At 61.1% G+C, this 25,254-nt stretch carries 36 protein-coding genes; 11 read left to right on the top strand and 25 right to left on the bottom strand.

The features are described from left to right. From HU763_RS06810 to HU763_RS06715, 20 genes are all read right to left on the bottom strand, one after another. Window positions 1-507, bottom strand: coding sequence for a terminase small subunit (locus HU763_RS06810; protein WP_186689504.1), 507 nt, complete (start codon window positions 505-507; stop codon window positions 1-3). Window positions 508-655: 148 nt separating this feature from the next. Continuing rightward, window positions 656-994 carry an HNH endonuclease gene (locus tag HU763_RS06805; protein ID WP_186689506.1) on the bottom strand — a complete coding sequence of 113 codons (339 nt, stop codon included), beginning with the start codon at window positions 992-994 and terminating at the stop codon, window positions 656-658. Continuing rightward, on the bottom strand, window positions 994-1,242 hold the full coding sequence (locus tag HU763_RS06800) for a hypothetical protein (protein WP_186689627.1): 249 nt from the start codon (window positions 1,240-1,242) through the stop codon (window positions 994-996). The genes HU763_RS06805 and HU763_RS06800 overlap by 1 nt, the downstream gene beginning before the upstream one ends. A gap of 60 nt (window positions 1,243-1,302) precedes the next feature. Then, the gene (locus HU763_RS06795) at window positions 1,303-1,626 is read right to left on the bottom strand and encodes a phage holin, lambda family (RefSeq protein ID WP_186689508.1); all 324 of its coding nucleotides are present in this window, start codon (window positions 1,624-1,626) and stop codon (window positions 1,303-1,305) included. A 161-nt stretch (window positions 1,627-1,787) separates the two neighbouring features. After that, window positions 1,788-2,039 (bottom strand): hypothetical protein, encoded by a 252-nt coding sequence (locus HU763_RS06790; protein ID WP_186689510.1) that lies wholly within the window; start codon window positions 2,037-2,039, stop codon window positions 1,788-1,790. 86 nt (window positions 2,040-2,125) lie between these two features. Beyond that, complete coding sequence (locus tag HU763_RS06785) at window positions 2,126-2,407, bottom strand: hypothetical protein (protein ID WP_186689512.1); 282 nt, start codon at window positions 2,405-2,407, stop codon at window positions 2,126-2,128. A 166-nt stretch (window positions 2,408-2,573) separates the two neighbouring features. Next, complete coding sequence (locus HU763_RS06780; protein WP_186689515.1) at window positions 2,574-2,981, bottom strand: hypothetical protein; 408 nt, start codon at window positions 2,979-2,981, stop codon at window positions 2,574-2,576. A 302-nt stretch (window positions 2,982-3,283) separates the two neighbouring features. Beyond that, window positions 3,284-3,652, bottom strand: a complete 369-nt coding sequence (locus HU763_RS06775; protein WP_186689516.1) for an antiterminator Q family protein — start codon at window positions 3,650-3,652, stop codon at window positions 3,284-3,286. Next, on the bottom strand, window positions 3,649-3,936 hold the full coding sequence (locus tag HU763_RS06770) for a hypothetical protein (protein WP_186689517.1): 288 nt from the start codon (window positions 3,934-3,936) through the stop codon (window positions 3,649-3,651). The genes HU763_RS06775 and HU763_RS06770 overlap by 4 nt, the downstream gene beginning before the upstream one ends. Beyond that, window positions 3,933-5,315, bottom strand: coding sequence for a replicative DNA helicase (locus tag HU763_RS06765; RefSeq protein ID WP_186689518.1), 1,383 nt, complete (start codon window positions 5,313-5,315; stop codon window positions 3,933-3,935). Before HU763_RS06765 ends, HU763_RS06770 begins: the two co-directional genes overlap by 4 nt. Continuing rightward, entirely contained in the window at window positions 5,312-6,112 is an 801-nt protein-coding gene (locus HU763_RS06760) for an ATP-binding protein (RefSeq protein WP_186689519.1), read from the bottom strand. The genes HU763_RS06765 and HU763_RS06760 overlap by 4 nt, the downstream gene beginning before the upstream one ends. Next, complete coding sequence (locus HU763_RS06755; protein WP_225931957.1) at window positions 6,093-6,821, bottom strand: helix-turn-helix domain-containing protein; 729 nt, start codon at window positions 6,819-6,821, stop codon at window positions 6,093-6,095. Before HU763_RS06755 ends, HU763_RS06760 begins: the two co-directional genes overlap by 20 nt. 23 nt (window positions 6,822-6,844) lie before the next feature. Beyond that, window positions 6,845-7,075, bottom strand: coding sequence for a hypothetical protein (locus HU763_RS06750; RefSeq protein WP_186689520.1), 231 nt, complete (start codon window positions 7,073-7,075; stop codon window positions 6,845-6,847). Next, window positions 7,072-7,677 carry a hypothetical protein gene (locus HU763_RS06745; protein ID WP_186689521.1) on the bottom strand — a complete coding sequence of 202 codons (606 nt, stop codon included), beginning with the start codon at window positions 7,675-7,677 and terminating at the stop codon, window positions 7,072-7,074. Before HU763_RS06745 ends, HU763_RS06750 begins: the two co-directional genes overlap by 4 nt. Further along, window positions 7,674-8,453, bottom strand: coding sequence for an ORF6N domain-containing protein (locus HU763_RS06740; RefSeq protein WP_186689522.1), 780 nt, complete (start codon window positions 8,451-8,453; stop codon window positions 7,674-7,676). The genes HU763_RS06745 and HU763_RS06740 overlap by 4 nt, the downstream gene beginning before the upstream one ends. Continuing rightward, window positions 8,450-8,746: a hypothetical protein gene (locus HU763_RS06735; protein WP_186689524.1), complete on the bottom strand. Its 297-nt coding sequence runs from the start codon at window positions 8,744-8,746 to the stop codon at window positions 8,450-8,452. The genes HU763_RS06740 and HU763_RS06735 overlap by 4 nt, the downstream gene beginning before the upstream one ends. Further along, window positions 8,740-9,054, bottom strand: coding sequence for a hypothetical protein (locus HU763_RS06730; protein ID WP_186689526.1), 315 nt, complete (start codon window positions 9,052-9,054; stop codon window positions 8,740-8,742). The genes HU763_RS06735 and HU763_RS06730 overlap by 7 nt, the downstream gene beginning before the upstream one ends. Then, entirely contained in the window at window positions 9,051-9,368 is a 318-nt protein-coding gene (locus tag HU763_RS06725; protein WP_189665876.1) for a hypothetical protein, read from the bottom strand. The genes HU763_RS06730 and HU763_RS06725 overlap by 4 nt, the downstream gene beginning before the upstream one ends. A gap of 272 nt (window positions 9,369-9,640) precedes the next feature. Further along, on the bottom strand, window positions 9,641-9,868 hold the full coding sequence (locus HU763_RS06720) for a Cro/CI family transcriptional regulator (RefSeq protein WP_225931930.1): 228 nt from the start codon (window positions 9,866-9,868) through the stop codon (window positions 9,641-9,643). Beyond that, entirely contained in the window at window positions 9,868-10,143 is a 276-nt protein-coding gene (locus tag HU763_RS06715; RefSeq protein WP_225931956.1) for a transcriptional regulator, read from the bottom strand. Before HU763_RS06715 ends, HU763_RS06720 begins: the two co-directional genes overlap by 1 nt. 125 nt (window positions 10,144-10,268) lie before the next feature. Here HU763_RS06715 and HU763_RS06710 point away from each other — a divergent pair, with 125 nt between their 5' ends. The 9 genes from HU763_RS06710 (at window position 10,269) to HU763_RS06670 (ending at window position 18,813) form a co-directional block, all read left to right on the top strand. Beyond that, window positions 10,269-11,033 (top strand): XRE family transcriptional regulator, encoded by a 765-nt coding sequence (locus HU763_RS06710; RefSeq protein ID WP_186689528.1) that lies wholly within the window; start codon window positions 10,269-10,271, stop codon window positions 11,031-11,033. Between the two features lie 118 nt (window positions 11,034-11,151). Next, the gene (locus tag HU763_RS06705; RefSeq protein WP_186689529.1) at window positions 11,152-11,562 is read left to right on the top strand and encodes a LuxR C-terminal-related transcriptional regulator; all 411 of its coding nucleotides are present in this window, start codon (window positions 11,152-11,154) and stop codon (window positions 11,560-11,562) included. A gap of 90 nt (window positions 11,563-11,652) precedes the next feature. Next, window positions 11,653-11,844, top strand: coding sequence for a carbon storage regulator CsrA (csrA, locus tag HU763_RS06700; protein ID WP_186689530.1), 192 nt, complete (start codon window positions 11,653-11,655; stop codon window positions 11,842-11,844). After that, complete coding sequence (locus HU763_RS06695) at window positions 11,834-12,052, top strand: Arc family DNA-binding protein (RefSeq protein WP_186689531.1); 219 nt, start codon at window positions 11,834-11,836, stop codon at window positions 12,050-12,052. The genes csrA and HU763_RS06695 overlap by 11 nt, the downstream gene beginning before the upstream one ends. A 290-nt stretch (window positions 12,053-12,342) precedes the next feature. After that, the gene (locus HU763_RS06690) at window positions 12,343-13,533 is read left to right on the top strand and encodes a site-specific integrase (RefSeq protein WP_186689532.1); all 1,191 of its coding nucleotides are present in this window, start codon (window positions 12,343-12,345) and stop codon (window positions 13,531-13,533) included. Window positions 13,534-13,569: 36 nt separating this feature from the next. Further along, window positions 13,570-15,357, top strand: a complete 1,788-nt coding sequence (locus HU763_RS06685) for an N-acetylglutaminylglutamine amidotransferase (RefSeq protein WP_186689533.1) — start codon at window positions 13,570-13,572, stop codon at window positions 15,355-15,357. A gap of 3 nt (window positions 15,358-15,360) precedes the next feature. Then, a complete protein-coding gene (ngg, locus tag HU763_RS06680) occupies window positions 15,361-17,106 on the top strand; it encodes an N-acetylglutaminylglutamine synthetase (RefSeq protein WP_186689534.1) in 1,746 nt (581 codons plus the stop codon). A gap of 124 nt (window positions 17,107-17,230) precedes the next feature. Beyond that, window positions 17,231-18,415, top strand: coding sequence for an osmoprotectant NAGGN system M42 family peptidase (locus HU763_RS06675; RefSeq protein WP_170028786.1), 1,185 nt, complete (start codon window positions 17,231-17,233; stop codon window positions 18,413-18,415). 170 nt (window positions 18,416-18,585) lie between these two features. Further along, window positions 18,586-18,813 carry a YheU family protein gene (locus HU763_RS06670; protein WP_051099660.1) on the top strand — a complete coding sequence of 76 codons (228 nt, stop codon included), beginning with the start codon at window positions 18,586-18,588 and terminating at the stop codon, window positions 18,811-18,813. Window positions 18,814-18,832: 19 nt separating this feature from the next. Here HU763_RS06670 and HU763_RS06665 read toward each other — a convergent pair whose 3' ends face one another. Then, on the bottom strand, window positions 18,833-19,012 hold the full coding sequence (locus HU763_RS06665) for a carbon storage regulator (protein WP_186689535.1): 180 nt from the start codon (window positions 19,010-19,012) through the stop codon (window positions 18,833-18,835). A gap of 120 nt (window positions 19,013-19,132) precedes the next feature. Then, window positions 19,133-19,942, bottom strand: coding sequence for an SDR family oxidoreductase (locus tag HU763_RS06660; RefSeq protein WP_186689536.1), 810 nt, complete (start codon window positions 19,940-19,942; stop codon window positions 19,133-19,135). Between the two features lie 213 nt (window positions 19,943-20,155). Here HU763_RS06660 and HU763_RS06655 point away from each other — a divergent pair, with 213 nt between their 5' ends. Beyond that, window positions 20,156-20,308, top strand: a complete 153-nt coding sequence (locus HU763_RS06655; protein WP_003252624.1) for a DUF3309 family protein — start codon at window positions 20,156-20,158, stop codon at window positions 20,306-20,308. 55 nt (window positions 20,309-20,363) lie between these two features. Here HU763_RS06655 and HU763_RS06650 read toward each other — a convergent pair whose 3' ends face one another. From HU763_RS06650 to HU763_RS06640, 3 genes are all read right to left on the bottom strand, one after another. Then, complete coding sequence (locus tag HU763_RS06650) at window positions 20,364-22,028, bottom strand: cation acetate symporter (RefSeq protein WP_186689537.1); 1,665 nt, start codon at window positions 22,026-22,028, stop codon at window positions 20,364-20,366. Then, entirely contained in the window at window positions 22,025-22,336 is a 312-nt protein-coding gene (locus tag HU763_RS06645) for a DUF485 domain-containing protein (protein ID WP_170028782.1), read from the bottom strand. The genes HU763_RS06650 and HU763_RS06645 overlap by 4 nt, the downstream gene beginning before the upstream one ends. A gap of 242 nt (window positions 22,337-22,578) precedes the next feature. After that, a complete protein-coding gene (locus tag HU763_RS06640) occupies window positions 22,579-23,439 on the bottom strand; it encodes a glycine betaine ABC transporter substrate-binding protein (protein ID WP_186689538.1) in 861 nt (286 codons plus the stop codon). A gap of 196 nt (window positions 23,440-23,635) precedes the next feature. On the opposite strand from HU763_RS06640, the gene HU763_RS06635 reads away from it, so the two are divergent. Continuing rightward, on the top strand, window positions 23,636-25,204 hold the full coding sequence (locus HU763_RS06635) for a glycoside hydrolase family 17 protein (RefSeq protein WP_186689539.1): 1,569 nt from the start codon (window positions 23,636-23,638) through the stop codon (window positions 25,202-25,204). The last annotated feature ends 50 nt before the right edge of the window (window positions 25,205-25,254 follow it).

Below are 25,254 nucleotides of genomic sequence, written 5' to 3'. Positions count from 1 at the left end.
CTACACCTTCTTGCCGTTTTCAGCGACCAGCTTTGGTGGCGCCTGGCGGCCGAACTTGCTCGCAGCCTGCTCGGCGGCTTTCTGGCGCTCTTCCTTTTTACCGCCCTCACCTTTGCGCTGATGCACAAAAGGCATGAGCGCTTTGGCCGCGTCGACGCGCAATTTCGGCTCTGTGCCCAGGTCATTCATAACCGCCAAGAGGAATGACTTGGGATCCCGATGCATCAAGGCCGTCCCAAGCTCAAAACCGACAGGCTCGACCTCGCCGACCGCTTCCGCCAGGCCCGAGTCATCCGTTTCGCCTTTAACACCTTTAACAACCCCTTTAACAGGATGCAGGGCGTTCAGTTTGAGCAGTTCGGCAATCACATCCGGGTCTTTTGCGAGCCGGGAACCAGCCGCAGAGGCAGTCTTTTCGGGGCATCCAGCCGCAATGGCCGCGTCGCGATTGGACGCACCTCCCCTCACCGCGGCGATGAAGTCGCGTTTTTTGGGTGTTAAAGCCATTAACAAAAATCTCAATAGGGAAATAAAATCTGCGCGTGTGGGGACGGGTGGTCTGGAAGCGAAAAGCCATGAACTCTCGACCCACCCCTCCCCTCGTAATCGGGGAAGTGACGTGCCTCATTCGTCTGTAGCACGACGCTGACGTGCATCAGCCGATCTGGCCGGCGGCCTCCTCGGCTGACTTCACCACGTCGTGACAATGCCGGCACAGGGTCTGCCAGTTGCCTCGGTTCCAGAACAGCTTCATGTCGCCCCTGTGCGGGACGATGTGGTCGACGACATTGCCTACAGTCACCCGCCCGTCACGCTGGCAGTACACGCACAGTGGGTTGGCTTGGAGCCATTCGGCCCGCGCCACTTGCCACTTGTACCCATAGCCACGCTGGGCAGCTGTCCCCTTCGCCGTTCGCCATGACTCCGGGTTGACCGTTGCCAGCCTTGATGGCTGGGCTTGCACGGCTGGCTTGAGGGAGGTGAGCCTGGCCATCAGCGGCCACCGTGAACGGGCGCGCCGCTCAGGTAGGCTCTAGGCGCAGCGTCGGGTTCCAGGCCCTGGTCTTCTGCCAGCGCCTGGAGGAAGCCGGCCAGCAGTTCGTTAGTCTTGGCCTGCTCGGCCAGGATCTGTTTGAAGATCGACAGGAAGGCCTGCTCGTTCTCCTGGATCATCGGCATCTGTTCCGGCTTCACCTTGAACTCGGCTAGGGTTACCGTCGAAGAGTGATTTGGCCCGCTCATACGCCACCTTTGTCCACTTGTTGATCCATTCGCGCCGAGCGGCGCATCCGATGCAGCTCATCAACCTTGAGCCTTGCGGGACAGGAACAGGTCGGAGTAGCCGCGAAGCTTCTCCACACCCATGAAGCCAACCATTCCGCCGGCGAAGGTGGCCATGCCCTGCGGCAATCCCATCCATTCGAGCAGCGGCACCAAGGCCAGCGTGATGAGGCCACACAAGGCGCCCTCCAAGAACATCTGCCGCCGAGTGCCGCCGCCATACACCACCCGGAGGACGGCAATCGCGACGGACAGGCCAGCGGCGCCAAGCTGGGGTTGGTGGGCAATCACCCAGGTGAGCACAGCGGCCCACAGGCCAGGATCCTTCTCGGGCATGCTTGGCATCTCGGTTCCTCCCTTTTGGGGAGCGGAATAGATTCGGCCCCAACAGCACTCCCAGCTCGGGGCGATGGGTGTGGTGGGGCCGAAAACGAAAAAGCCCCGGCAAATGCCAGGGCCTTCTATCTGATGATCGGGCTTTGATTTTCAAGACACCCGGATGATTTTCACCCGAGTGACAGTGAGCTCTCGTTAGCTTTCCTAGCTTCAAGCCAGTGCTTCAACTGAACCTGCAATATTTCTCCGACCTTCGCACTGGCTGATTCCCAGTCCTTAAAAACGCCTACAACCTTTTCGCCAGAAAACACGACCCAAACCAAATCAGGCTCATCTGGCCCGATCTCAATCGCCGTCGCGAAGTGACCGGCCAAGGCCTTGGCTTTGCCCAGCGAATGCTGGACAGCAGAAATATTACCCATACGTACTCCTTAATGAGGCACGAAAACTATCTGGCTAGAATGGCCAAATCAACAAAAAGCCCAGCACTATGGCTGAGCTTATGGCGTCAATTTGCCAAGCCGAATTGGACAAAGTCGTGCCCGGCCCATGTCATCTCGAAATTGTCATTCTTACGATTACCTTTGTCGTCCGGGGTAAAAGTCAAAAAACCACCCGATACCAAAAGCGACAGGTGATATTCGAGACGATCGAAGCGACCAGGTTCACGGTCCGGATATCGCTCCTCAAACACGGCATGGATCTCTTCACGGTAGAGCCCCCCGCCGCCATGGTCTTCTATGATGATGCTTTCCAGAATTTCTTTTGCCAATTCACTATTGCGTTGCATGCTGGTCCCTCTGCTAGTAATGCCAAGTGGCAGCGTCGAGGTTACAGCAGCTGCGTAATACGGAAAACCCCGGTTGAAATGGCCTAGGTTTCACTGTGTCGCGTTGCTTGCAAGCTGGACACGCTGCTATGAAAACAGGTGTTTATCCGTACGGAAAGCTTTTTTTTTAAGCTCGTATCAAAATTTCAATCTGCTCAACCCGCAGCCCGAATTTCAAAGCCAATCCCTTTTTTGCTTGCTCTATGGTCAACGCCTGAGGCGCTTCCTCTCCATCTGAACAAGACCCAACGGCATGCTGGGCACTCTCTGCCTCAACCTCTGCTGCAACGTAATCATCCCCTGGTGAGACGGTGCTTACCTCAGGACCTGGAAAGTTAAAGAGCTTATTGAATTTGAGGTTGCACAGATCTTCATAGGTCTGAATCCCGAAGTCCCCCAGCGTCATGTAAGAGACTGGATTCCTGTTCCCGTCCCACATGTTAGGCACTGATATCTCTGCCACTGACCTGAATTTAATCATCTGTCGGTCAGGGCTCTCGGTCGACGACTCTATTCGAGCAATTTCGGCGATCAAGAATGCTTCCTTGTGGTTCGCTGTAGGCTGCCCCCACGTGGCGTTACGGTTCTGGACGCAAATTACGTACTTGCACTTTGACGCTCTCGCCGCATCCATCCTCCATGCTTGACTACCACCCTCCCTGTACATGCGTTGCAAGCCTCTGTTAGTGAAAACTACAACGCACCTTGTGCTGCTCACATCATCAGTTCTGGATACCATTACCTATGCTCCAAGTTACGACACTGACGCAGCATACCAAGACACTACGCCAGTGTCACCATGAAACATAGATAGTCTCTTGACAGTCTACCCTTTCACTAGCTCAAAGCTCCGTCTATCCACGCCACACCTGCCTTGATGAGCTCCCAGGCCTTCCGCTCGGACATCCCATTTTCTCGCCCGATCCGGTTGGCAGGCCACTTTGCGCCGAAGTAAAACCACACGAAGTCTCCCATTTGCGGGTCTCGCTTGATCAGCTTAGCCAGGACACCGTCCACCAGTTCAGCTACCTCATCCTTGATGTTGTAGCTTCTGGTTGTTGATATGGGGTTGCGCTGGCTCATTACTGCAGCCATCTGCGAGACGTACCCAGGCACTCCCATCCCGTCCATCCGCCACCATCCCCACTGCTCCAGCAGGTACTCGGTATCGCCCAAAGGCTTATCCACGTAGGTCCGTTTCTTCATGCAGCTCTCCGGGGCGTTGGGTCGTTGGCCAGGCCGAACAGCTCGCGTAGTAGCTTGTCAGCGTGTTTGTTCTTGGCGTTGCCTTCGGTGATCCAGCCCTTGGCGAACTGCTCGAATCCCACGTTGGCGCGCGCGGCGTGCCAATCAGCCACGATGTCCATCAGGGCTGCTGATGCGATGCGGCCGTTGTTCTGCTCCAGCAGCATGCGGTTGCCCACCTTGAGGAACTTGCACTCAACGGCGGTAAGGCTTTTGCGCGGCAGTGCCGAGGTGACATTACTCATTGGTTGCTCCCCTTATAGCGCTGGGCATAGCTGTTGCGGCCCGCTTCAATCTCATCGTCGCTTGGTAACGTGCCGGCGAAGTTGGCGAACCGCCCATACTGACCTTGCCGGTGGACCAAGCAAGAGCCAGAAGAGCCGTGCCGGTTCTTGTCCACAATCAGCTCTGTGACACCGTTCTGACCGGCTTCCGACTCGGGGTCGTGGTGCACCAGAATGACCATGTCGGCGTCCTGCTCGATCTGGCCACTGTCCTTCAGGTCGCTCGCCTGGGGCTTCTTGTTGGGCCTGCTCGACGGACCACGATTGACCTGGGCGAGAGCGATGATCGGAATTCCCAGCTCCCGACTGAGGTTCATGATGGCTGTTGAGTTGCGAGCCACCGCCTCTGTCCGGCTAGGCACGCGGCTGTCGAAACCAATGATTTGCAGGTAGTCGATCAGCAGAACGTCGAGACCCTTTTCGCGCATCAGGGACCTGGCCTCAGCCCTGATCTCCGGCATGGTCATTCCTGGCTGGTCGATAAGGTAGAGCTCGGCCTGCTTGATCTTTCCTGCGGCGGATTCGACTCGCCTCCATTCATCCTGGTCCAGTGACTTCACTTCCCGAAGACGTTTCAAGTCCACACCACCGAGAGAGGCAATGGAGCGCAGGGTCAGTTGTTCATTGGGCATTTCCAAGCTGACAGCCAGTCCCACGCCCTGGCCTCGAGTGGCGATGTGCTGCAGGATCTGCAACCCCAGCATGGTTTTGCCAGAAGCCGGCCGCCCCCCAATCACAATCATGGACTTGGGTGGGAGGTAGTCGACCAGCTTGTCCAGATCAGCAAGGCCTGTGGACTTCTTGGGCGGCGTCTTGTCGTCCAGTACGTCCTGCATCCCTTCAAGTACCGCGGGCAGAACATCGCTCATGCGCTTGTAGCTCCCGCCCCCGCTGTGAAGATCACGCAGGTCAGCCATGGCCTGTTGGGCGGCAGCGATTACCTCGGCTGTAGGAGCTCCCTCGTGGACCATTCCTTGAGCTTGGCCACCGATTTCGATGATGCGGCGGATTACCCCCCACTCTTTGACATGCTTGGCGTAGGCCTTCCAATTGGCAAATGAGGGGACTTTGTTGGCCAGCTCTGCTGCATATGCGATGGTGGCGTCGCCGCTGGGTAGGGTGCGTCGAACGGTTCCGACTGTGACTGGATCGATAGGCATGCTTCGGCCCCGGCACTCAACCATGGCTTCGAACAGGGCCGCATTGTCGGCATGATAGAAGTCGGCCGAGGTCATCTGGCCGAGCATGTCCTCAACCAGGCCTACATCCTGCTGAAGCGAAGCGTGAATGACCGCGCCAAGCACACCGTGCTCGGCCTCGTCGCTGTAGAGCGCTCTCATGCCAACGCCCTCATCGAGGACCAAGTGAAGCCAACCTGCTGCCCGCCGTTCTGCCGCAAGCGGTCAAGGGCGCGGTCGCCGATGTAAGACTTGAGGCCATCGGCGCTCAAGTTGCTGATCATCACGGTCGGCAACACCGCCTGGTACCGACGGTCAATGATGCTGTGCAGCAGCCCCAGTTCATACTCGCTGCCCTTCTGTGCGCCGACCTCATCAATCACCAGCAGATCCAGGGCGCCAAGGTGGACCGTCACATCGCGGTCGGTGTAGCCCGAACCGGGCACCATCGACGCGCGGGCGATACTCACGATATCTCCGGCCGGGATGATCAGCGCTCGGCACCGGTCGGCCACAATGGTGCGGATAATCGCGCTGGCCAGGTGCGTCTTGCCGCAGCCGACGTTGCCGGTCAGCAGCAGCGACCGGCCGGCCCGGAAGTTGGCCGGGAACTGTTCTGCGTAGGCACGGCATTTGGCCAGAGCCTTGCGCTGAGGGTCAGTTTCAGCCCGGTAGCTGTCGAAGGTCGCGGTAGCAAAGCGTGGGGTGATTCCAGCTCCAATAAGCGCGGCCATGGAGTCCTCAGCCTTGCGTTGGGCGGTGGCCAGGGCGCGCTCTGCCGATTCGCGGGGCGTGGTGTGCAGGGCCTCCCAGGCGCAGCGCTTGCAGCCACGCGCCAGCATCGACCCGTCCAGCTGCTCGACTTCGCTCATGTCGACCTGGCCATGCACGGCGCAGTCGCCGGAGAAAATGCGCATGAAGGGGCGACGGTGGAACAGATCAGAAATTCGAACGGCCATCGTGGCTCTCCTGGTACATGTCATCGGTGTGGTGCGGGAGGTTGTTGAAGGCGCCACCTTGAGCAGTCGCGCCGGCGGGCTGCAGAACGTCCTGCCAGCGCTCGCCGTTCAGCCAGGTGGCCGGGTTCGGGATGTACTGCCCGCCATCCTTGGTCCAGTCACGGGATGCGCAGTGGTTGGCGAGAGCTGTGATCATGGCTGCCTGCAGGTCAGCGTCAGGGCTGAGCTTGACCCAGGCCTTCAGGGCATCCTTGCGGCTCTTCTTCTTGGGATACAGCTTCCAGAATTGCTCGAATCCAGCGGCCGCTTCTGCGCCCGATGCGGGTAGGTCTTTAACCCTCTTTGTATTACTCATAGGTGTATTACTCCCCTTCGCCTTTTCCGAAGGGGGTTCGCCGCCTTTTCCGAAGGGGTTCGCAGCGTTTTCCGAAGGGGTCTTCGGTTTATCGAAGGGGTTAGAAAGCCGAACCCGGCGCTCGACAACTCGCTTGCCTTCCCGGATCTGGTCGATCGTGATCAAGCCGCGCTCTGCCAGCCCGCTGATGATCTCGGATACCCGTGATACCGAAAGGCCGAAGAAATCAGCGAAGTGGGCGTTAGTGGCAAAACAGCCGCGCACGTCATCCTCGAGGCTGCTGATCTCCACTAGCATCACTTTCTCATTTGTAGTTAGAGAGTGATCCAGCCACAGAGAGGCTGGAATCCACACGCCCTGGAACTTTCTTTGTGTGCTCACAGCTCAAGCTCCTCTGTCACGCGGCGCACAAATGCGTCGTAGCTCTCGGCCATTTCAAAGCCGTTGCCTTCCAGGGCGCGTCGACCAGCCTTGGCGAGTTCGTAGATAGTCCAGCGCTCGCGCTCAGGCAGGCCCTTGAACTGGCTGTAGGTTGGCCAGGGTCCATTGATGATCGTTGCGCCTGCGCGCTGCGGTAGCGCCTGGGAGGGGTTCGTGGTCGTAGTCATTGGAGGGTCCCCGATGAGAGACCCGTGATTCCACCCACGATCTGCGCCATATCCGTCAGCGTGCCACCTGACAGCCGGCGCACCAGGATGCCAAGGGCGGTGGTTGCGTTAATTGCCTCGACGGCCACAGTCGCTTTTATTTGCGCGTTGTCAGCTGACAGAGTGGCGTTGGAGCCAAGCCTCACCTTGTCGCTAGCGTTGTACGCCGCGCAGGCCAGTTCCAGATTGCTCAGGTGGCGGTACTCTTCCGGAGGGGTTGGGCTGATGAATGCGCGCGCGATCGGGATGAGTTGGTCCGGGTAAGGCGCGCCCTCCAGCAAATGCCGACGCATGGCCTCCCAATGCTCTTGGGTCACGTCGACCGCGTCATGACCGGTCTTGCGCGCGAACAGCACCTTGATTGCGTAGAAGGCCTTGATGAGATCTATGTGGGTATCGTCTTCTTTCTCGATGGAGTACTCGGGCTCGTTGATCACATCGAGCGCGCCCTGCACTACCTCAAAGCACTTCAGCAGTAGCGCCGCGTCGGTGTACTTCCGAAAGACCTCTTCGCTGATCACTTCCACTTCGGCTGGCGCTGGGAAATTCAATACGTTGGTCATGCGGGTTCTCCCACGGCGCCGAACAGATCGGCCAGGTCAATTTGGTAAACGGCTGCCCAGGCGGCAGCCGGCCAGGAGCGAACCCAGCCGAATCGAGGGTCATGGACTTTTGGGGCGGCCACGCCGTGGCTGTCGCACCAGTTCTTGAGCGGGCGGAAACCCTGACTGCCGAAGCTCCGATGGGCGGCCTTTTCAACCGCCGTCACAGTGGCGTGCTGGCAACCACGACCCAGCTCGTTCTCCAGGTGCATGACCTTGCGGACCGCTGCGGAAGCGGTGGCCATCGCCGTGGCTTCGCGCCGGCTGCCGATCTCGGCCTTGGTGGCGATCGCCTGATCCCGCTGCTCGAGCGCCAACTGCTCGGAGCGCTTCGAGGCCAGCAGGTGTTCCAGAGCCGTGATGTAGTCGGTAGGCAGCGCGGGAGCCTGCTCAGGAGTAGGCCGGAAATAACGATCCACCAGCTGCTCCTGAACCTCCCATGCCAGGTCGTCGGTGAAGGCCTTCACCAGCATCAGGTAACCACGCTCAGTCATCAGGACGCCCTTCGGCGCGTATGGGCTGAAGGTTGCTTCAGGAAGGTCGGTACGAATTTCGTCCCGACCTACTTCGAAGCAATGGCGCCCATCAACAAACCGCCGGCGGTTCTCCGTGAAGTTGCGTTTGGCAGTACCTTCGGGACGGCCATGTACCTGATCGATCATCGCCAGAGTGACGACACGCTGACCGCGAAACTCGACGACGGGCAGCTGAGTGTTGTGGATGGTGACTAGGCTCATACCCCACCTCCCACATCCTTTGCTTCGTGGAAGGCAGCCGCGTCGCGGTGCGGGTAAAGGAAATTGCGCGTGTCGAAAACGACCCGCTCAAACAGGCGTTCAAGCTCCCCGGTTACAGGATTGCCGAATCCGCCGAGCGAAGGCACGACATGCGCCCAATACAAGGCTTTGATTGCTCGGAACGCCTCCCGGGCCTCGTTGAACTTGGCGATCTCTTCTGCGGAAAGGGTTACATCCTGGACGATCACCCCAGCAGCCAGCGCTGGCATCAGTTCAGTTCGTACGGTCAGCATGCTGCACCTCTCGCGCCACGAACTGGAGATTCTGCATTTTGTGGCGCGCCATCCTGCTGAGGATCGACTCCGGCGTGAGCTGCATACACAAGCGCCAGCGCTGATTCCGCTGCATAGAAGACGAGCGTGGCGTGTTGCGTGACGGCTGGCTCTTGCATCAGCTCCCGAAGGCCGGCCACGACTGCCTCAAGGCGATCAGTGGCAGCGTCGAGCGACTCGTAAATTGGGATGCCGCCAACGGCCTCGAATACTGAGTGCAAGCCCTGAGTGTTGAACTCATGGGCGCGCGTCATGGGTAAAGTGCTCATGGCTGCTCTCCCATTTTTTGCAGCGCGTACTGACTGGCACGGGTCAGCGTACTTGCGACCTCCCCAAGGAACGCCAGCGCGCGTACCTCACTGAGGTATGCCAGCTCACCATCGTTGATGGAGGCAGCCAGTCGATTAGCAAGTTGGTGAACCCCGTCACCGAGGTCCGCTGCGAAGCGCAAACCCTCGACTAGGTCGACGCCTTCCTGGATAACAAACAAGCGCCCCCCCTGGAGATCAGGGTCGCCGAACTCCATCTTCTTGAGGTTCGGCAGTTGCGCCGGTGATGGCGTGGTGGTATTTTTTGGGTGCACGATATCGTCCTCCACAGACGAAGATTCACAAAAGGCTCCCTGCAAGGAGCTGGTTAAGAAGCCCGGCCTGCGAAGCCGGGTTTTCTGCTTTCTGGGCTAAGCCAGATGCAGAAATTGGCGGGTCCGCTCCCGCTTAGGGCGGATTGGTAAATCCTTTAGGTGACGCAGCTGCTGGATGCATGTGTTGATTCCTAGTTGCTACCAGCGGCGAAAGAATACCTCTGGTTTCGCCGTAGATGATGAACGGGGTCATTGCAAAAAATGCGATAGTTCTAGGTGCCCCGGCCCGGAAAGCGGCTGATTTCAAATGCTTGAGCGGTACCGCCCTCCTGAACCACAACGTAGATTTCTCTTGATGCCCCAATCGCTTTTGAAATAGCAGGCGGCGTGCAACCTAGAGCTTTCGCCGCATTACTGCGCCCTTGGGCTCTGACGAAATCCGCCAAAGCGATATCCTTTCCGTCAAAAAAGGCCCTGAGTGGATCGGCGCGCTTCTTCACTACACACCTCCAGCACTGGATAGATTCACAGAGGGTTTGTACGGCTGACCACTTACCTCTCCTGCGGGTAAGCTTCCGTCCAAGGTGAGGGCAGCTTCCGGGTACAAATCAGGACGAATAAGACCGCGAGATACCCCCGATGCCGATTCAATACGCAAAACATGCTTTGGAGGCACGCGGCCGGTGGCGCACATGCGCTGAACGTTTTGCGGGGTGCACTTCAGAATCTTTGCGAGAGCAGTTTGACTGCCGACTGCTTTGATTACCGAAGCCATGACCTGAATGCTCATGGTGTCTCTCACGGACTTATGACGTTGCCCGAGAGACTACAGTCGTAATTTTAAAATTACAAACGATATTTGCAGTGAACCCCTACAACATAAGGTTGTATTCTTGCCCCATGAAAACAGTCGCTGAACTCATCTCGACGGGGAGAAAAGCTGCCGGCATCAACCAGTCTGAGCTGGCGCGCCGACTTGGCATCACCCCGCAATCCGTCCAGGCATGGGAGTCGGGCCGCTCGGTACCGAGAGCAAGCATGCTAGGGGATATCGCCCAGGCAATTGGCGTTGCACCTGAGCTCCTCATTGGGGCCACCCTTGAGGCTCGAGGCGGGCCAGGGAATGGCGGCAACACCCTTAACCTGATTCGGGAGATGCTTGAAAAGCCTCGCCCAAAGCATGAAGCGAGCATGGCTGAAAAACTGTCGCCTTGGAATGACGATACCCCTCTTGAGGATGATGAGGTGGAAGTACCATTTTTGCGTGAAGTGGAGCTTTCAGCTGGCTCCGGCAGAACTGTTGTAGAGCTGTCGTCTAGAAGGAAAATCCGGTTTGGCAAGCTAACCCTGCGCAATCAAGGGGTGCAATTTGATCAAGCTGTATGTGTAACGGTTCACGGTGACAGCATGGCACCAGCGCTTCCTGATGGGAGCACGGTAGGCGTCGACACCGGTTCCACTGTTGTGCGTGACGGCAAAATTTATGCCGTCAATCACAATGGACATCTTCGAATCAAGATGCTGCATCGCCTACCGGACGGGGGCATACGCTTGCGCAGCTTCAATCGAGAAGAGTACCCAGACGAGGAATACACCCTCGACGACATGGAAGAGAAAGAAATCACCATAATCGGAAGGGTCTTCTGGTCCTCTGTGCTGTGGTGAGAGAACCGACAAACCAGGCCACGCCTGGTTTTTTTTGCCCCGAACTACAATTATCATTTGCAAAGTACAAATTTGATTTGTAATCTCGCCTCCATCGCAACCGAGCATGGAGCTTCCAATGACAACCACCATCAACACCATCAACACCATCACCACCAGCGGCTGGACCGGACACCTCGGCATGGGCCTGGCTCCACGCGAATTGGAAGCCACGCTGCTTGCTGCTGCTGACCTGACTGTGAAGCAGGTCGCCCAAGTAATGGGGATTGCTCCGAAAACTGTCGAGAAACGCCTGGAGGCGGCTCGTCTAAAGCTCGGCGCCAAGACAATTCGCGGCCTGGTGCTCGAAGCGTTTAAGCGTCAGATCATCAGCCCTGCCGCTACCGCCATGGCGTTAATAATGGCTATCCACGGAATGATCGGCGACGACCAGGCAATGCGAATCCGCCGTGGCGGTAGTGGCGGAGAGCGACAGATCGAAACCCGTGTAGCAACCCGGCGCGCCGAGTGCGCCTTGGCGGTGGCGTGACGCTGCGCGCCTGACCTGACCCAACCCTGATTTTTGCGAAAGCCAACAACTGCGGCAGGCCATCGGCTTGCTTCAAAAAGGACATTGACCATGTTGATCCTCACTCGCCGGGTAGGCGAAACCATCCGCATCAACGATGACATCAGCGTGACGGTGCTGGATGTAAACGGAATGCAGGTTCGCCTGGGTATCGAAGCGCCTGAAGGTGTGGCCGTGCACCGCCAAGAAATCTACGAGCGCATCCAAGCGCAAAAGGCACAGGAGGTCAGCCATGGCCTTTGAATACGGCTCCCGCTCCGCTGACAAATTCGTTGTTCGCCTGCCTGACGGCATGCGTGACCAAGTAGCCAGCGCTGCGGACGCAGATGACCGCTCAATGAACTCGCTGATCGTGAAAGCGATCCGGGAATACCTGAACATGCAGCAGCGCCAGCAGGTGCTGCTCAGTGCGTTGGTCATGGCCAATAAAGCAAAGGAGCAGCAGCCATGAGTCAGACCGCCCTACTCCTATTGCGGGATGCCCTTCAGAACCAAGGAGAAACCTTTGGGCAGATCAACTCGACAACCTAAACCTGGCGCGTCAGGAGGAAAGGCAATGGCGGCAGCAGAGAATTTGGCTGAAGACCTAGTGCATGACAAGGTTACCGAAAAACGAATGGGCGAGCTGGTGGGATGTACAGCGAAGGCGCTTCAGCGCAAGCGTGAGAAAGGAATCATCCCCAGCTGGGTGTGGATGAAGATCAACGGCAGAATCATATACAGCAAAAGGAGATATGACGAATGGATCGAAAGCCTGTGGACCTGCCGGCCGGAGTCGAGCTTGTTGGGCGCTCAATCCGAATTCGCTTCACCTGGAACAAGAAGCGGTGCTGCGAGACGCTCCCCTTCCCTCAGACCGCGAAAGGAATCGCAGCAGCAGCGAGTTTACGTGCTCAAGTAAAGGGCCTGGACAAGCTCGGCGCTCTGACAGCAGAGAAATACGCCGAGCTGTTCCCGAATACCCGCAGCGTGGTGATTCAGGAACAAACCATGCCGGTCTTCTTCGATTATGCTCAGGACTGGCTCAACAGCCTGCAGATCGTTGAGGGTACCCGCAAAAACTACAGATCCGCGTTACAGGTGTATTGGATACCGTACCTGGCCGAGCTACCTATCGATACCATCACGTCGGTGCGGCTGCGCAAGATCATGAACGACATCAAATGGACTTCCCCGATCCGTCGAAAAGGAGTGGTCGGGCTGTTGGTATCAATCTTCCAGCAGGCGGTCATTGATGAGCTAATCGTCCGAAACCCCGCCCTGTCTATCCCTGGCGCGAAGGTTCCGAAGCGCGAGGTCGACCCCTTCACCAAGGATGAAGCGGATTCGATCATTGCTCATCTGTACGAGACGACGAGCGGCATGACGGCAATTTACGCGGCCTATTTCGAGTTCTGTTTCTACACCGGTATGCGGCCTGGAGAGGTGATGGCTCTGCGCTGGAGCGAGATCGACAGCCGCGGAAAGACTGCTAACGTGCGCCGCATTCAGATCCGTGGAGTAATCCAGGATCGCACCAAAACGAAGCGCACCCGGAAAGTTTTATTGAACGATCGCGCCCTGCATGCGCTCGAAAAAGCCAGACCGCTCACCGAGGCTCGTTCAGATTACTTGTTCGCGCCCAGTGGGTTGGGTGACCGCTCGGAGATGTTCATTCGCTCCGAGACGAGTCAAAAACGCTACTGGCTGGCAGCGCTGCGGAAGCTTGGAATCAGGCGCCGCAGGATGTACGACACGCGCCACACTTATGCGACTATGTGCCTGATGGCCGGCATGAACCCGGCATTTATTGCCGCGCAACTAGGGCACAGTGTGCAGGTTTTGCTTTCCACGTATGCCAAGTGGATCAACTCGCCTAACGACTGGGCCGAGCTTGATAAGCTGAAAGCGCTGGAAAGTGGTACAAAAGTGGTACGAGCTAAGAGCCAGTAACGCCAAGAGTGCCGAAACTCAAAGGGTTTACGTTACATGTGCGGATTAGCAGGAGAGTTGCGTTTCACCCCGATCGACCAAGCCCCTCGCCCAGCCGACCTGGCTGCGGTAGAGCGCATCACCCATCACCTGGCGCCGCGCGGCCCGGATGCCTGGGGCTTCCATAGCCAGGGCCCGATCGCCCTGGGCCACCGGCGCCTGAAAATCATGGACTTGTCCGACGGCTCGGCGCAGCCGATGGTCGACAACACCCTGGGCCTGTCACTGGCGTTCAACGGCGCCATCTACAACTTCCCCGAACTGCGCCAGGAGCTGCAGGCGCTGGGCTACACCTTCTGGTCCGACGGCGACACCGAGGTGCTGCTCAAGGGCTACCACGCCTGGGGCGCCGCCTTGCTGCCCAAGCTCAACGGCATGTTCGCCCTGGCCATCTGGGAGCGTGACAACCAGCGCTTGTTCCTCGCCCGCGACCGCCTGGGCGTCAAGCCCTTGTACCTGTCGCGCAACGGCGAGCGCCTGCGGTTCGCCTCGACCCTGCCGGCGCTGCTCAAGGGCGGTGACATCGACCCGATGCTCGACCCGGTAGCGCTCAACCACTACCTGAACTTCCACGCGGTGGTACCAGCGCCACGCACCCTGCTGGCCAATGTGCAGAAGCTCGAACCCGGCACCTGGATGCGCATCGACCGCCATGGCGAAGTGGAACGCCAGACCTGGTGGCAGCTGCATTACGGCGCCACGCCCGACGAGCGCGAGCTGGACCTCGAAGGCTGGACCACCCGGGTGCTCGACGCCACCCGCGAGGCCGTGGCCATCCGCCAACGTGCCGCGGTGGACGTGGGCGTGCTGCTGTCCGGCGGGGTCGACTCCAGCCTGCTGGTCGGCCTGCTGCGCGAAGCGGGCGTGGACGACCTGTCGACCTTCTCCATCGGTTTCGAGGATGCCGGCGGCGAACGCGGCGACGAGTTCCAGTACTCCGACCTGATCGCCCGGCATTACGGCACCCGTCACCACCAGTTGCGTATTGCCGAGCATGAGGTCATCGAGCAACTGCCGGCGGCGTTCCGCGCCATGAGCGAACCGATGGTCAGCCACGACTGCATCGCCTTCTACCTGCTGTCGCGGGAAGTGGCGAAGCACTGCAAGGGCGTGCAAAGCGGCCAGGGCGCCGATGAACTGTTCGCCGGCTACCACTGGTACCCGCAGGTGGACGGCGCCGAGGACCCCTTCAGCGCCTACCGCGAAGCCTTTTTCGACCGTAGCCACGCCGAATACCGCGACACCGTGCAAACGCCCTGGCTGCTGGAAACCGATGCCGCGGGCGAGTTCGTGCGCGAACATTTCGCCCGCCCCGGTGCCCCCGATGCGGTCGACAAGGCGCTGCGCCTGGACAGCACGGTGATGCTGGTCGACGACCCGGTCAAACGGGTGGACAACATGACCATGGCCTGGGGCCTGGAGGCACGCACACCGTTCCTCGATTACCGCCTGGTGGAACTGTCGGCGCGCATTCCCGCACGCTTCAAGCTGCCCGACGGCGGCAAGCAGGTACTCAAGCAAGCTGCACGACGGGTGATCCCGCACGAGGTGATCGACCGCAAGAAGGGCTACTTCCCGGTACCGGGCCTGAAGCACCTGGATGGCGCCACCCTTGGCTGGGTGCGGGAACTGCTGACCGACCCCAGCCAGGACCGCGGGTTGTTCAACCCGGCCATGCTCGACCGCCTGCTGAACAACCCGCACGGCCAGTTGACCCCGCTGCGCGGCTCCAAGCTGTGGCAGCTGGCGGCACTGAACCTGTGGCTGACCGAACAAGGACTCTGAGCGATGAAAGCCCACGAAACTGCCTACGGCCAGCGCCTGCTGCGCGGCCAGGCGCCCTCCTACGAACGCCTGCAGGCGCGCCTGGCCGGTGATGGCAGCCAGCCCCACGACCAGCCACGCGCCGTGCATTGCGGCTGGGGCCGGCTGCTGATCGGCCATACCTACGCCGACCCGGCCAGGCTGGCCGAGGACCTGCTGGGCGAGTGCCCGGGCGAACGTGACATCGCGTTGTACGTGGCCGCGCCCCAACAGGTGCTGGCCCATGCACCACAACAACTGTTCCTCGACCCGTCCGACACCCTGCGCCTGTGGTTCCCCGACTATCGCCCGGCACAGCGGGTGTTCCGTGGTTTCCGCGTGCGCCGGGCACAGAACCCCGGTGACTGGCAGGCGATCAACACCCTGTACCAGGCGCGCGGCATGTTGCCGGTCGTCCCCGAGCTGCTCACCCCGCTTGACCAGGGCGGCCCCGTCTACTGGCTGGCCGAAGACGAAGACAGCGGTGCGGTCATCGGCAGCGTCATGGGCCTGAACCATGCCAAGGCGTTCGACGACCCCGAGCACGGCAGCAGCCTCTGGTGCCTGGCGGTGGACCCGCAATGTACCCGCCCCGGCGTCGGCGAAGTGCTGGTGCGCCACCTGATCGAGCACTTCATGAGCCGCGGCCTGGCCTACCTGGACCTGTCGGTGCTGCACGACAACCGCCAGGCCAAGCGCCTGTACCAGAAGCTGGGGTTTCGCAACCTGCCGACCTTCGCGGTCAAGCGCAAGAACGGCATCAACGAGCAGCTGTTCCTCGGCCCCGGGCCGCAGGCCGACCTCAACCCGTATGCGCGCATCATCGTCGACGAGGCCCTGCGCCGGGGTATCGAGGTGCAGGTCGATGATGCCGCTGCCGGGCTGTTCACCCTCAGCCTGGGCGGGCGCCGCATCCGCTGCCGGGAATCGCTCAGCGACCTGACCAGCGCCGTGACCATGACCCTGTGCCAGGACAAGCGCCTGACCCGGCAAGCCCTGCACAACGCCGGGCTCAAGGTGCCGGCACAGCAGCTGGCCGGCAATGCCGACGACAACCTGGCGTTTCTCGAAGAGCACGCGGCGGTGGTGGTCAAACCGGTCGATGGCGAGCAGGGCCAAGGGGTTGCCGTCAACCTCACCAGCATCGAGGACATCACCCGCGCCGTCGAACAGGCACGCCAGTTCGACAGCCGCGTGTTGCTGGAAAGCTTCCATGCCGGGCATGACCTGCGCATCGTGGTCATCGGTTATGAAGTAGTGGCGGCCGCCATTCGCCACCCGGCGCAGGTGGTGGGCGATGGCAAGCACAGCATTCGCCAGCTGATCGACGCCCAGAGCCGACGGCGCCAGGCGGCCACCGGGGGCGAGAGCAGGATCCCCGTGGACGAAGAGACCGAACGCACCCTGGGCACCGCGGGCCATGGCTACGACGATGTCCTGCCTGCGGGCCAGCGCCTGGCCGTGCGGCGCACCGCCAACCTGCACACCGGCGGCACCCTCGAAGACGTGACCGAACGCTTGCACCCGGCACTGGCCGAGGCCGCCGTGCGGGCAGCGCGGGCACTGGAGATCCCGGTGGTGGGGTTGGACTTCATGGTGCGCGATGCCGAGCAGCCGGAGTACGTGATCATCGAGGCCAACGAGCGGGCCGGGTTGGCCAACCACGAACCGCAACCGACCGCCGAGCGTTTCATCGACCTGCTGTTCCCGCATAGCCGGCCTTTGGCGTAACGACTGATGGCCTCTTCGCGGGCACGCCCGCTCCCACAGGGGCAGCGCAATTGTTGAGACTTGTGGGGGCTCTGTGGGAGCGGGCGTGCCCGCGAAGAATCAATGCAACTTCCAAGGAGTACTCATGTCCGAACGACTCCCCGAACCCGATCTCGACTACCTCAAACGCGTGCTGCTGGAGATGCTCGCCATCCCCAGCCCCACCGGTTTCACCGACACCATCGTGCGCTACGTGGCCGAACGCCTGGAGGAGCTGGGCATTCCCTTCGAGCTGACCCGCCGCGGCACCATCCGCGCTACGCTCAAGGGCCGGCAAAACTCGCCGGACCGCGCCGTGTCCGCCCACCTCGACACCATTGGCGCCAGCGTCCGCCAGTTGCTCGACAACGGTCGCCTGGCCCTGGCGCCGGTCGGCTGCTGGTCGAGCCGCTTCGCCGAGGGCAGCCGGGTCAGCGTGTTCACCGACACCGGCGTGTTCCGTGGCAGCGTGCTGCCACTGATGGCCAGCGGGCACGCCTTCAACACCGCCATCGACCAGATGCCGATCAGCTGGGAGCATGTGGAAGTGCGCCTGGACGCCTACTGCGCCACGCGCGCCGATTGCGAGGCGCTGGGCCTGAGCATCGGTGACTTCGTCGCCTTCGACCCGCTGCCCGAATTCACCGAAAGCGGCCACATCAGCGCCCGCCACCTGGACGACAAGGCCGGTGTCGCCGCGCTGCTGGCAGCGCTGAAAGCGGTGGTGGAAAGCGGCCGCCAGCCGCTGATCGACTGCCACCCGCTGTTCACCATTACCGAAGAGACCGGCTCGGGTGCGGCCGGGGCGCTGCCCTGGGACGTCAGCGAGTTCGTCGGTATCGACATCGCCCCGGTAGCGCCCGGCCAGGCTTCCAGCGAACATGCCGTGAGCGTGGCCATGCAGGACTCGTCGGGGCCTTACGACTACCATCTGTCGCGGCACTTGCTGAAACTGGCCGGCGACCACGACCTGCCGGTGCGCCGCGACCTGTTCCGCTATTACTTCAGCGATGCCCATTCGGCGGTGACCGCCGGGCACGATATTCGTACCGCGCTGGTGGCGTTTGGCTGCGATGCCACCCATGGCTACGAACGTACGCACATCGACAGCCTGGCGGCGCTGAGCCGGTTGCTGTCGGCGTACCTGCTCAGCCCGCCAGTGTTTGCCAGCGACTCGCAACCGGCCAATACCTCGTTGGAGCGCTTCAGCCACCAGTTGGAGCATGATGCGCAGATGGAAAGTGATACCCGGGTGCCGGCGGTGGATAGCCTGGTCGGTCACAAGGCTTGAGGCCAAGGGCTGCGTTGCAGCCCGATCGCCGGCAAGCCAGCGCCCACGGAACAGCGGGATGCCCGAGGCCTGTGGGCTCCGCCCAGCCGGCGATCGGGCCGCAACGCGGCCCCAAAAGGCCAGGTGTTTCGCGTAGCATGCGCCCATCAATTCCCTAGGCTCCGCCCACCATGCTGATCCCTTACGACCAACTGCAAGCCGAAACCCTGACCCGCCTGATCGAAGACTTCGTCACCCGCGACGGCACCGACAACGGCGACGATACCCCGCTGGAAACCCGTGTGCTGCGGGTGCGCCAGGCCTTGGCCAAGGGCCAGGCGTTCATCCTGTTCGACCCGGAAAGCCAGCAGTGCCAGCTGCTGGCCAGGCATGATGTGCCGCGCGAGTTGCTCGACTAGCAGGCCTGGGCCGGCGCCATCAGGCTTTGCCTGGCTTGGCCTCCTTGATGCGCCTGTACACTTCGGCCCGATGCACCGCCACTTCGCGCGGTGCATCCACGCCAAAGCGGACCATTCCGTCCCGCGTTTCCACCACCATGAGCCGAATGTCATCGCCGATCACGATGACCTGCCCCACTTCGCGTCCAATTACCAACATGCTCCAGTCCTCCAGCGAAAGGGAAAACCGGAGCCTGCCTTGCTGGCATTTGGCTACTCAATAGTTCCGCTGATAATCAGAAGCGCCCTACATTTCTAGGTAATTTTCCTTACAGATCAATCAGCGGGAATGGGCTTTGGCGCGCATTTTCACCGCCATGTCGGCCATCTCGTCATACAGCCGCTCGGGCGCCTGGCGCTTCAGTTGCCAAGCCTGGCGCCCGGCCTCGTGGGGCAGGATGAGGAACTCGCCGGCGCTGACCTGCTGATGGATGTAGTCGGCAATGTCCGCCGCATTGATCGGCGAGCCTTCCAGCAGTTTGCCCACCTGCGCCTTCATCGCCGGGTTCGGCCCGCGGAACGAATCCAGCAGGTTGGTCTGGAAGAACGACGGGCACACCACATGCACCGCAACCTCGAGCTGGCGCAATTCCACCAGCAGGCTCTCCGACAAGGCCAGCACGCCGGCCTTGGCCACGTTGTAGTTGCTCATGCCCGGCCCCTGCATCAGCGCGGCCATCGAGGCGATGTTGATGATGCGCCCCTTGCTGCGCTCCAGCAGCGGCAGGAAAGCCTTGCAGCCCTTGACCACGCCCATCAGGTTGACCGCGATCTGCCAGTCCCAGTCTTCCAGCGACAGTTCGGCGAAGAACCCGCCCGAAGCGACACCGGCATTGTTGACGATCACATCGATGCCGCCGAACTGCTCGCTGCAGGCTTGGGCCAGGGCGGTGAGCTGGCTGTAGTCACGCACGTCGCAGCGCTGGACGAAGCCGTCGCCGCCGGCCTTGCGCACGCCTTCCAGGGTATCGCGCAGGCCGCCTTCGTTGACGTCGGCCAACGCCAGGCGCCAGCCCTCGCGCGCCCAGCGCAGGGCGATCTCGCGACCGAGGCCGGACCCGGCGCCGGTGATCATGATGCGGTTTTGCATGGTGGCTGGCCTTGTTTGCATGAAGAGTGACCTGGAGTCTAAACAAGGGCCTGGGTAACGGCAGGGTTCATCAGGGTAGTGAATGGGGCAGCATGCGTCCGTGGCCAGCACTGTCCGTACACCAATGGAATCTTTCCCAAGCGGCGTCGGTCCCAATTTACAAGAGGCCAGCAGTCCGAGGCCCTTGACCCCCAACCACGCAAGGACTCCGTCATGACCACGATTCTGATCATCATCCTGATTCTGCTGTTGATTGGTGGCTTACCGGTCTTCCCACATTCACGCAGCTGGGGCTACGGCCCGTCCGGCATCATCGGCGTGGTGCTGGTGATCCTGCTGGTGTTGTTGCTGCTAGGCATGATCTAGCGCCGCAGACATGAAAAAACCGCGCCGAAGCGCGGTTTTTTCATTGCCGTGAGGATCAGTGCGAAACAGCGCCCGATGCCCCCAGGCCAGTCTGCGAACGCACGAACTGCGGGAAGAACAGCGCACGTTCGTCTTCGGCAGCCTTGGACTTGTCGGTGATCGAGAAGAACCAGATACCGATGAAGGCGATCAGCATCGAGAACAGTGCCGGATACTCGTACGGGTAGATCGGCTTTTCGTGGCCGAGGATCTGTACCCAGATGGTCGGGCCGAGGACCATCAGCGTCACTGCACTCACCAGGCCCAGCCAGCCGCCGATCATGGCACCGCGGGTGGTCAGTTTCTTCCAGTACATCGAGAGCAGCAGTACCGGGAAGTTGCAGCTGGCGGCGATGGAGAACGCCAGCCCGACCATGAAGGCGATATTCTGCTTCTCGAACAGGATGCCCAGGCCGATCGCCAGTACGCCCAGGGCGACGGTGGTGATCTTCGACACACGGATCTCGTCCTTGTCGTTGGCCTTGCCCTTGCGCCATACGCTGGCGTACAGGTCGTGGGACACCGCCGAGGCACCGGCCAGGGTCAGGCCAGCGACCACCGCCAGGATGGTGGCGAAGGCCACCGCCGAGATGAAGCCGAGGAACACGCTGCCGCCTACGGCATTGGCCAGGTGCACCGCGGCCATGTTGTTGCCACCGAGCAGGGCGCCGGCGGCGTCCTTGAAGGCCGGGTTGGTGCTGACCAGCAGGATGGCGCCAAAGCCGATGATGAAGGTCAGGATGTAGAAGTAGCCGATGAAACCGGTGGCATACAGCACGCTCTTGCGCGCTTCCTTGGCGTCACTGACGGTGAAGAAGCGCATCAGGATATGCGGCAGGCCGGCGGTACCGAACATCAGCGCCAGGCCCAGCGAGAAGGCCGAGATCGGGTCCTTGACCAGGCCGCCCGGGCTCATGATCGCTTCGCCCTTGGCATGCACCTTGATCGCTTCGGAGAACAGCGTGTTGAAGTCGAAGCCCACGTGCTTCATCACCATCAGCGCCATGAAGCTGGCCCCGGACAGCAGCAGCACCGCCTTGATGATCTGTACCCAGGTGGTGGCCAGCATGCCGCCGAACAGCACGTACAGGCACATCAGGATACCCACCAGGATCACCGCCACGTGGTAGTCCAGGCCGAACAGCAGCTCGATCAGCTTGCCGGCACCGACCATCTGCGCAATCAGGTAGAACGCTACCACCACCAGCGAACCGGACGCCGACAGGGTGCGGATTTCCTTCTGCCCGAGGCGGTACGAGGCCACGTCGGCAAAGGTGTACTTGCCCAGGTTGCGCAGGCGTTCGGCGATCAGGAAGAGGATGATCGGCCAGCCGACCAGGAAGCCGATCGAGTAGATCAGGCCATCGTAGCCCGAGGTGAACACCAGCGCGGAAATACCCAGGAACGAGGCCGCCGACATGTAGTCACCGGCAATCGCCAGGCCGTTCTGGAAGCCCGTGATCTTGCCACCGGCGGCGTAGTAGTCAGAGGCCGACTTGTTGCGCTTGGAGGCCCAGTAGGTAATGCCCAGGGTGAAGGCGACGAAGGCCACGAACATGGCGATGGCGGAAACGTTCAGCGGTTGTTTCTGCACCTCGCCGGTCAGGGCATCGGCAGCCCACACGGCGGGTGCGAAGACGCCGCAGGCCAGTACGGCCAGGGTTTTGGCATGACGAATCATTGTTGCGCCTCCTTCAGGATGGCCTTGTTCAGCTCATCGAACTCGCCATTGGCGCGGCGCACGTAGATGGCGGTCAGCACGAATGCCGAGACGATCAGGCCGACGCCCAGGGGAATGCCCCAGGTAATCGAGGAGTCCGGGCTGAGCTTGGTGCCGAGGATCTGCGGACCGTAGGCAATCAGGAGGATGAAGGCGCAATACAGGCCGAGCATGATCGCCGAGAGAATCCAGGCGAACCGTTCGCGCTTGGTGACCAGCTCCTTGAAACGGGGGCTGTTTTGTATCGAGAGGTAAATGCTGTCGTTCATTGTTTTTGTCCTAGCAGCACAGATAGGGGTGGTACCCACGACCCCTACTTTATGCGGCTGTCGGACGCCAACCAGACGACCTTAGTCTTAGATGCAACGGTGTTTTACCAGTTGCGTAACAAAGTGAAGGGCCATTCGCGGGCACGCCCGCTCCCACAGGATTTTCGCTGCCCTTGAAGTCGGTGCAGTTCCTGTGGGAGCGGGCGTGCCCGCGAAGCAGCAAAACTGGCCCTGACGGGTTGTTACTTGCCGGTCCACTCCTTCACCCGATCAGGGTGCTTGGCCACCCAGTCCTTGGCCGCCGCTTCAGGCTTGGCCCCTTCCTGGATCGCCAGCATTACCTCGCCAATCTCGTCCTTCGACTGCCAGCTGAACTTCTTCAGGAACTCCGCCACTTCCGGCGCCTTGCTCGCCAGTTCCTTGCTGCCGATGCTGTTCACGGTTTCCGCAGCGCCGTACACGCCTTTCGGGTCTTCGAGGAACTTCAGCTTCCACTTGGCGAACATCCAGTGCGGTACCCAGCCGGTCACCGCGATCGACTGCTGCTTGTTGTAGGCACGGCCCAGTTCTGCCGTCATCGCCGCGCCGGAGCTGGCCTGCAGCTTGTAGCCGGTCAGGTCGTAATCCTTGATGGCCTGCTCGGTCTTGAGCATGACGCCAGAGCCGGCGTCGATGCCGACGATCTTCTGCTTGAAGCTGTCGTCGGTCTTGAGGTCGGCGATGCTCACCGCCTTGACGTACTCGGGGACGATCAGGCCGATCTTGGCGTCCTTGAAGTTCGGGCCGTAGTCGACCACGTTGTCCTTGTTCTTGGCCCAGTATTCGCCATGGGTCACCGGCAACCAAGCCGACAACATGGCATCGAGCTTGCCGGTGGCCACGCCCTGCCACATGATCCCGGTGGCCACAGCCTGCAGCTTGACGTCGTAGCCGAGCTTCTGCTTGATCACTTCGGCGGCCACGTTGGTGGTTGCCACGCTGTCGGCCCAACCATCCACGTAACCAATGCTTACTTCTTTAGCCATTGCCTGTGCAGCGCCCATGGCCATTACCAGGGCGGTGCCCACACCCAGGAAACGTCGCATTTTTCTCAAAGCAGCCATCAAAGCATCCCCTCGTCAGGTCTAGGAGATTGCATCATCTTCCTGCCACACCGGGCGACCTGCTCCACGTGCGACCTGTACCCGCCCATATGCGACAGCACTATGCCATTAGCGCCATCCGCCAGTGCCGACCTGCGCGATCCTTGCATGCCAAAGGTTTGGCGTCAGGCTACTATCTAGCCTTTTGCACCTGACGATGGACCGCCCGATGCCCCGCTCTGCCCGCCTGCTGTTGCCGTTGTACCTGTTTGCCTGCGTGCTTGCCCTGCTGGGCCTGGGAGGGCTCTGGTACGGGCTCGGCAAGCCGGTGCAGCTGCCCGATGCCGCCAGCCCGACGCACAAGCTGCAATGCGCCTCGTACACACCGTTCGACAAGGACCAGTCGCCCTACGACCGGCCGTTCCGCCTGCGCCCGGCACGCATGGACGCCGACCTGGCATTGCTCGCCGAGCGTTTTCAGTGCATCCGCACCTATTCGATGAGCGGCCTTGAGGCAATTCCGGCGCTGGCCCGCAAACATGGGCTGAAGGTGATGCTCGGCGCCTGGGTCAACGCCCACGCGGCCGACACCGAGAAGGAAATCGAGCTGCTGATCGCCGCCGCCAACGCCAACCCCGACGTGGTCAGCGCGGTGATCGTCGGCAACGAGACGCTGCTGCGCAAGGAAGTCACCGGTACACAACTGGCCACGCTGATCGCCCGGGTGAAAAGCCAGGTAAAGGTGCCGGTGACCTACGCCGATGTGTGGGAGTTCTGGCTGCAGCACCCGCAAGTGGCGCCGGCAGTGGACTTCCTCACCATCCACCTGCTGCCGTACTGGGAGGATGACCCGCGTGGCATCGATCAAGCCTTGGCCCACGTCGCCGATGTGCGCCGGGTATTCGGCACGCGCTTCGCGCCCAAGGACATATTGATCGGCGAAACCGGCTGGCCCAGCGAAGGCCGCCAGCGCGACACCGCGGTACCGAGCCGGGTCAACGAGGCGCGCTTCATCCGCGGCTTCGTCGCCATGGCGGAAAGCAACGGCTGGCACTACAACCTGATCGAGGCGTTCGACCAGCCATGGAAGCGCGCCAACGAAGGGGCGGTCGGCGGTTACTGGGGGCTTTACGATGCCGACCGGCAGGACAAGGGCGTACTCGAAGGGCCAGTGAGCAACTTGCCGCACTGGCCGCAGTGGTTGCTGGCCAGTGCGCTGCTGGCGGCGGCCATGCTGGTGTTTGCCGGGCGCCCTGCTACACCGGCAACCGCCCTGCTGCTACCGCTGCTGGCGGCGTTTGGCGCAGGTTGCCTGGGGCTGTGGGGCGAGTTGATGCGCACCCATGCGCGGTTTGCCGGGGAATGGCTGTGGGCGCTGTTGCTGGCGGGGCTGAACCTGCTGGTGCTGGCCCATGCCGTGCTGGCCCTGGCACGGCGCGCCGGCTGGCGCGAGCGGCTGTTCGCCTGGCTGCAGGCACGCGCGGGCTGGCTGCTGCTGGCGGCGGGCTTTGCCGCGGCGGTGAGCATGCTGGCAATGGTATTCGACCCACGCTATCGCAGCTTCCCCAGCGCAGCGCTGGCCTTGCCGGCGCTGGTGTTTGCGCTGTGGCCGGTAGCGGCGCGGCGGGCGGAAGTGGCGTTGCTGGCGTTCATCGTGGGTGCCGGGGTGGCGCCGCAGTTGTTCGTGGAAGGGCTGGAGAACCAGCAGGCCTGGCTGTGGGCGCTGGTCAGTGTGCTGATGACGGCGGCGTTGTGGCGCAGCTTGCGGATTACGCGCAAGGCCTGAAAACAACTATCGCCGTAGGAGCGGCCTTGTGTCGCGATGGGCCGCAAAGC

Origin of the sequence: Pseudomonas anuradhapurensis, assembly GCF_014269225.2 — a bacterium.
Lineage (GTDB): Bacteria > Pseudomonadota > Gammaproteobacteria > Pseudomonadales > Pseudomonadaceae > Aquipseudomonas > Aquipseudomonas anuradhapurensis.
Note: the sequence above shows the minus strand (reverse complement) of the source record. Positions and strands in the feature narration are given on the sequence as shown.

What these genes read in the sequence shown, in the direction of transcription:
- HU763_RS06650 (WP_186689537.1), bottom strand. Translation starts at nt 22,028, where the DNA reads ATGATTCGTCATGCCAAAACCCTGGCCGTACTGGCCTGCGGCGTCTTC.
- HU763_RS06760 (WP_186689519.1), bottom strand. Translation starts at nt 6,112, where the DNA reads ATGGCCGTTCGAATTTCTGATCTGTTCCACCGTCGCCCCTTCATGCGC.
- HU763_RS06710 (WP_186689528.1), top strand. Translation starts at nt 10,269, where the DNA reads ATGAAAACAGTCGCTGAACTCATCTCGACGGGGAGAAAAGCTGCCGGC.
- csrA (WP_186689530.1), top strand. Translation starts at nt 11,653, where the DNA reads ATGTTGATCCTCACTCGCCGGGTAGGCGAAACCATCCGCATCAACGAT.
- HU763_RS06635 (WP_186689539.1), top strand. Translation starts at nt 23,636, where the DNA reads ATGGACCGCCCGATGCCCCGCTCTGCCCGCCTGCTGTTGCCGTTGTAC.
- HU763_RS06730 (WP_186689526.1), bottom strand. Translation starts at nt 9,054, where the DNA reads ATGAGCACTTTACCCATGACGCGCGCCCATGAGTTCAACACTCAGGGC.
- HU763_RS06810 (WP_186689504.1), bottom strand. Translation starts at nt 507, where the DNA reads ATGGCTTTAACACCCAAAAAACGCGACTTCATCGCCGCGGTGAGGGGA.
- ngg (WP_186689534.1), top strand. Translation starts at nt 15,361, where the DNA reads ATGAAAGCCCACGAAACTGCCTACGGCCAGCGCCTGCTGCGCGGCCAG.
- HU763_RS06805 (WP_186689506.1), bottom strand. Translation starts at nt 994, where the DNA reads ATGGCCAGGCTCACCTCCCTCAAGCCAGCCGTGCAAGCCCAGCCATCA.
- HU763_RS06790 (WP_186689510.1), bottom strand. Translation starts at nt 2,039, where the DNA reads ATGGGTAATATTTCTGCTGTCCAGCATTCGCTGGGCAAAGCCAAGGCC.
- HU763_RS06705 (WP_186689529.1), top strand. Translation starts at nt 11,152, where the DNA reads ATGACAACCACCATCAACACCATCAACACCATCACCACCAGCGGCTGG.
- HU763_RS06745 (WP_186689521.1), bottom strand. Translation starts at nt 7,677, where the DNA reads ATGACCAACGTATTGAATTTCCCAGCGCCAGCCGAAGTGGAAGTGATC.
- HU763_RS06715 (WP_225931956.1), bottom strand. Translation starts at nt 10,143, where the DNA reads ATGGCTTCGGTAATCAAAGCAGTCGGCAGTCAAACTGCTCTCGCAAAG.
- HU763_RS06750 (WP_186689520.1), bottom strand. Translation starts at nt 7,075, where the DNA reads ATGACTACGACCACGAACCCCTCCCAGGCGCTACCGCAGCGCGCAGGC.
- HU763_RS06695 (WP_186689531.1), top strand. Translation starts at nt 11,834, where the DNA reads ATGGCCTTTGAATACGGCTCCCGCTCCGCTGACAAATTCGTTGTTCGC.
- HU763_RS06665 (WP_186689535.1), bottom strand. Translation starts at nt 19,012, where the DNA reads ATGTTGGTAATTGGACGCGAAGTGGGGCAGGTCATCGTGATCGGCGAT.
- HU763_RS06775 (WP_186689516.1), bottom strand. Translation starts at nt 3,652, where the DNA reads ATGAAGAAACGGACCTACGTGGATAAGCCTTTGGGCGATACCGAGTAC.
- HU763_RS06675 (WP_170028786.1), top strand. Translation starts at nt 17,231, where the DNA reads ATGTCCGAACGACTCCCCGAACCCGATCTCGACTACCTCAAACGCGTG.
- HU763_RS06670 (WP_051099660.1), top strand. Translation starts at nt 18,586, where the DNA reads ATGCTGATCCCTTACGACCAACTGCAAGCCGAAACCCTGACCCGCCTG.
- HU763_RS06800 (WP_186689627.1), bottom strand. Translation starts at nt 1,242, where the DNA reads ATGAGCGGGCCAAATCACTCTTCGACGGTAACCCTAGCCGAGTTCAAG.
- HU763_RS06660 (WP_186689536.1), bottom strand. Translation starts at nt 19,942, where the DNA reads ATGCAAAACCGCATCATGATCACCGGCGCCGGGTCCGGCCTCGGTCGC.
- HU763_RS06795 (WP_186689508.1), bottom strand. Translation starts at nt 1,626, where the DNA reads ATGCCAAGCATGCCCGAGAAGGATCCTGGCCTGTGGGCCGCTGTGCTC.
- HU763_RS06735 (WP_186689524.1), bottom strand. Translation starts at nt 8,746, where the DNA reads ATGCTGACCGTACGAACTGAACTGATGCCAGCGCTGGCTGCTGGGGTG.
- HU763_RS06690 (WP_186689532.1), top strand. Translation starts at nt 12,343, where the DNA reads ATGGATCGAAAGCCTGTGGACCTGCCGGCCGGAGTCGAGCTTGTTGGG.
- HU763_RS06645 (WP_170028782.1), bottom strand. Translation starts at nt 22,336, where the DNA reads ATGAACGACAGCATTTACCTCTCGATACAAAACAGCCCCCGTTTCAAG.
- HU763_RS06685 (WP_186689533.1), top strand. Translation starts at nt 13,570, where the DNA reads ATGTGCGGATTAGCAGGAGAGTTGCGTTTCACCCCGATCGACCAAGCC.
- HU763_RS06640 (WP_186689538.1), bottom strand. Translation starts at nt 23,439, where the DNA reads ATGGCTGCTTTGAGAAAAATGCGACGTTTCCTGGGTGTGGGCACCGCC.
- HU763_RS06785 (WP_186689512.1), bottom strand. Translation starts at nt 2,407, where the DNA reads ATGCAACGCAATAGTGAATTGGCAAAAGAAATTCTGGAAAGCATCATC.
- HU763_RS06765 (WP_186689518.1), bottom strand. Translation starts at nt 5,315, where the DNA reads ATGAGAGCGCTCTACAGCGACGAGGCCGAGCACGGTGTGCTTGGCGCG.
- HU763_RS06740 (WP_186689522.1), bottom strand. Translation starts at nt 8,453, where the DNA reads ATGAGCCTAGTCACCATCCACAACACTCAGCTGCCCGTCGTCGAGTTT.
- HU763_RS06770 (WP_186689517.1), bottom strand. Translation starts at nt 3,936, where the DNA reads ATGAGTAATGTCACCTCGGCACTGCCGCGCAAAAGCCTTACCGCCGTT.
- HU763_RS06655 (WP_003252624.1), top strand. Translation starts at nt 20,156, where the DNA reads ATGACCACGATTCTGATCATCATCCTGATTCTGCTGTTGATTGGTGGC.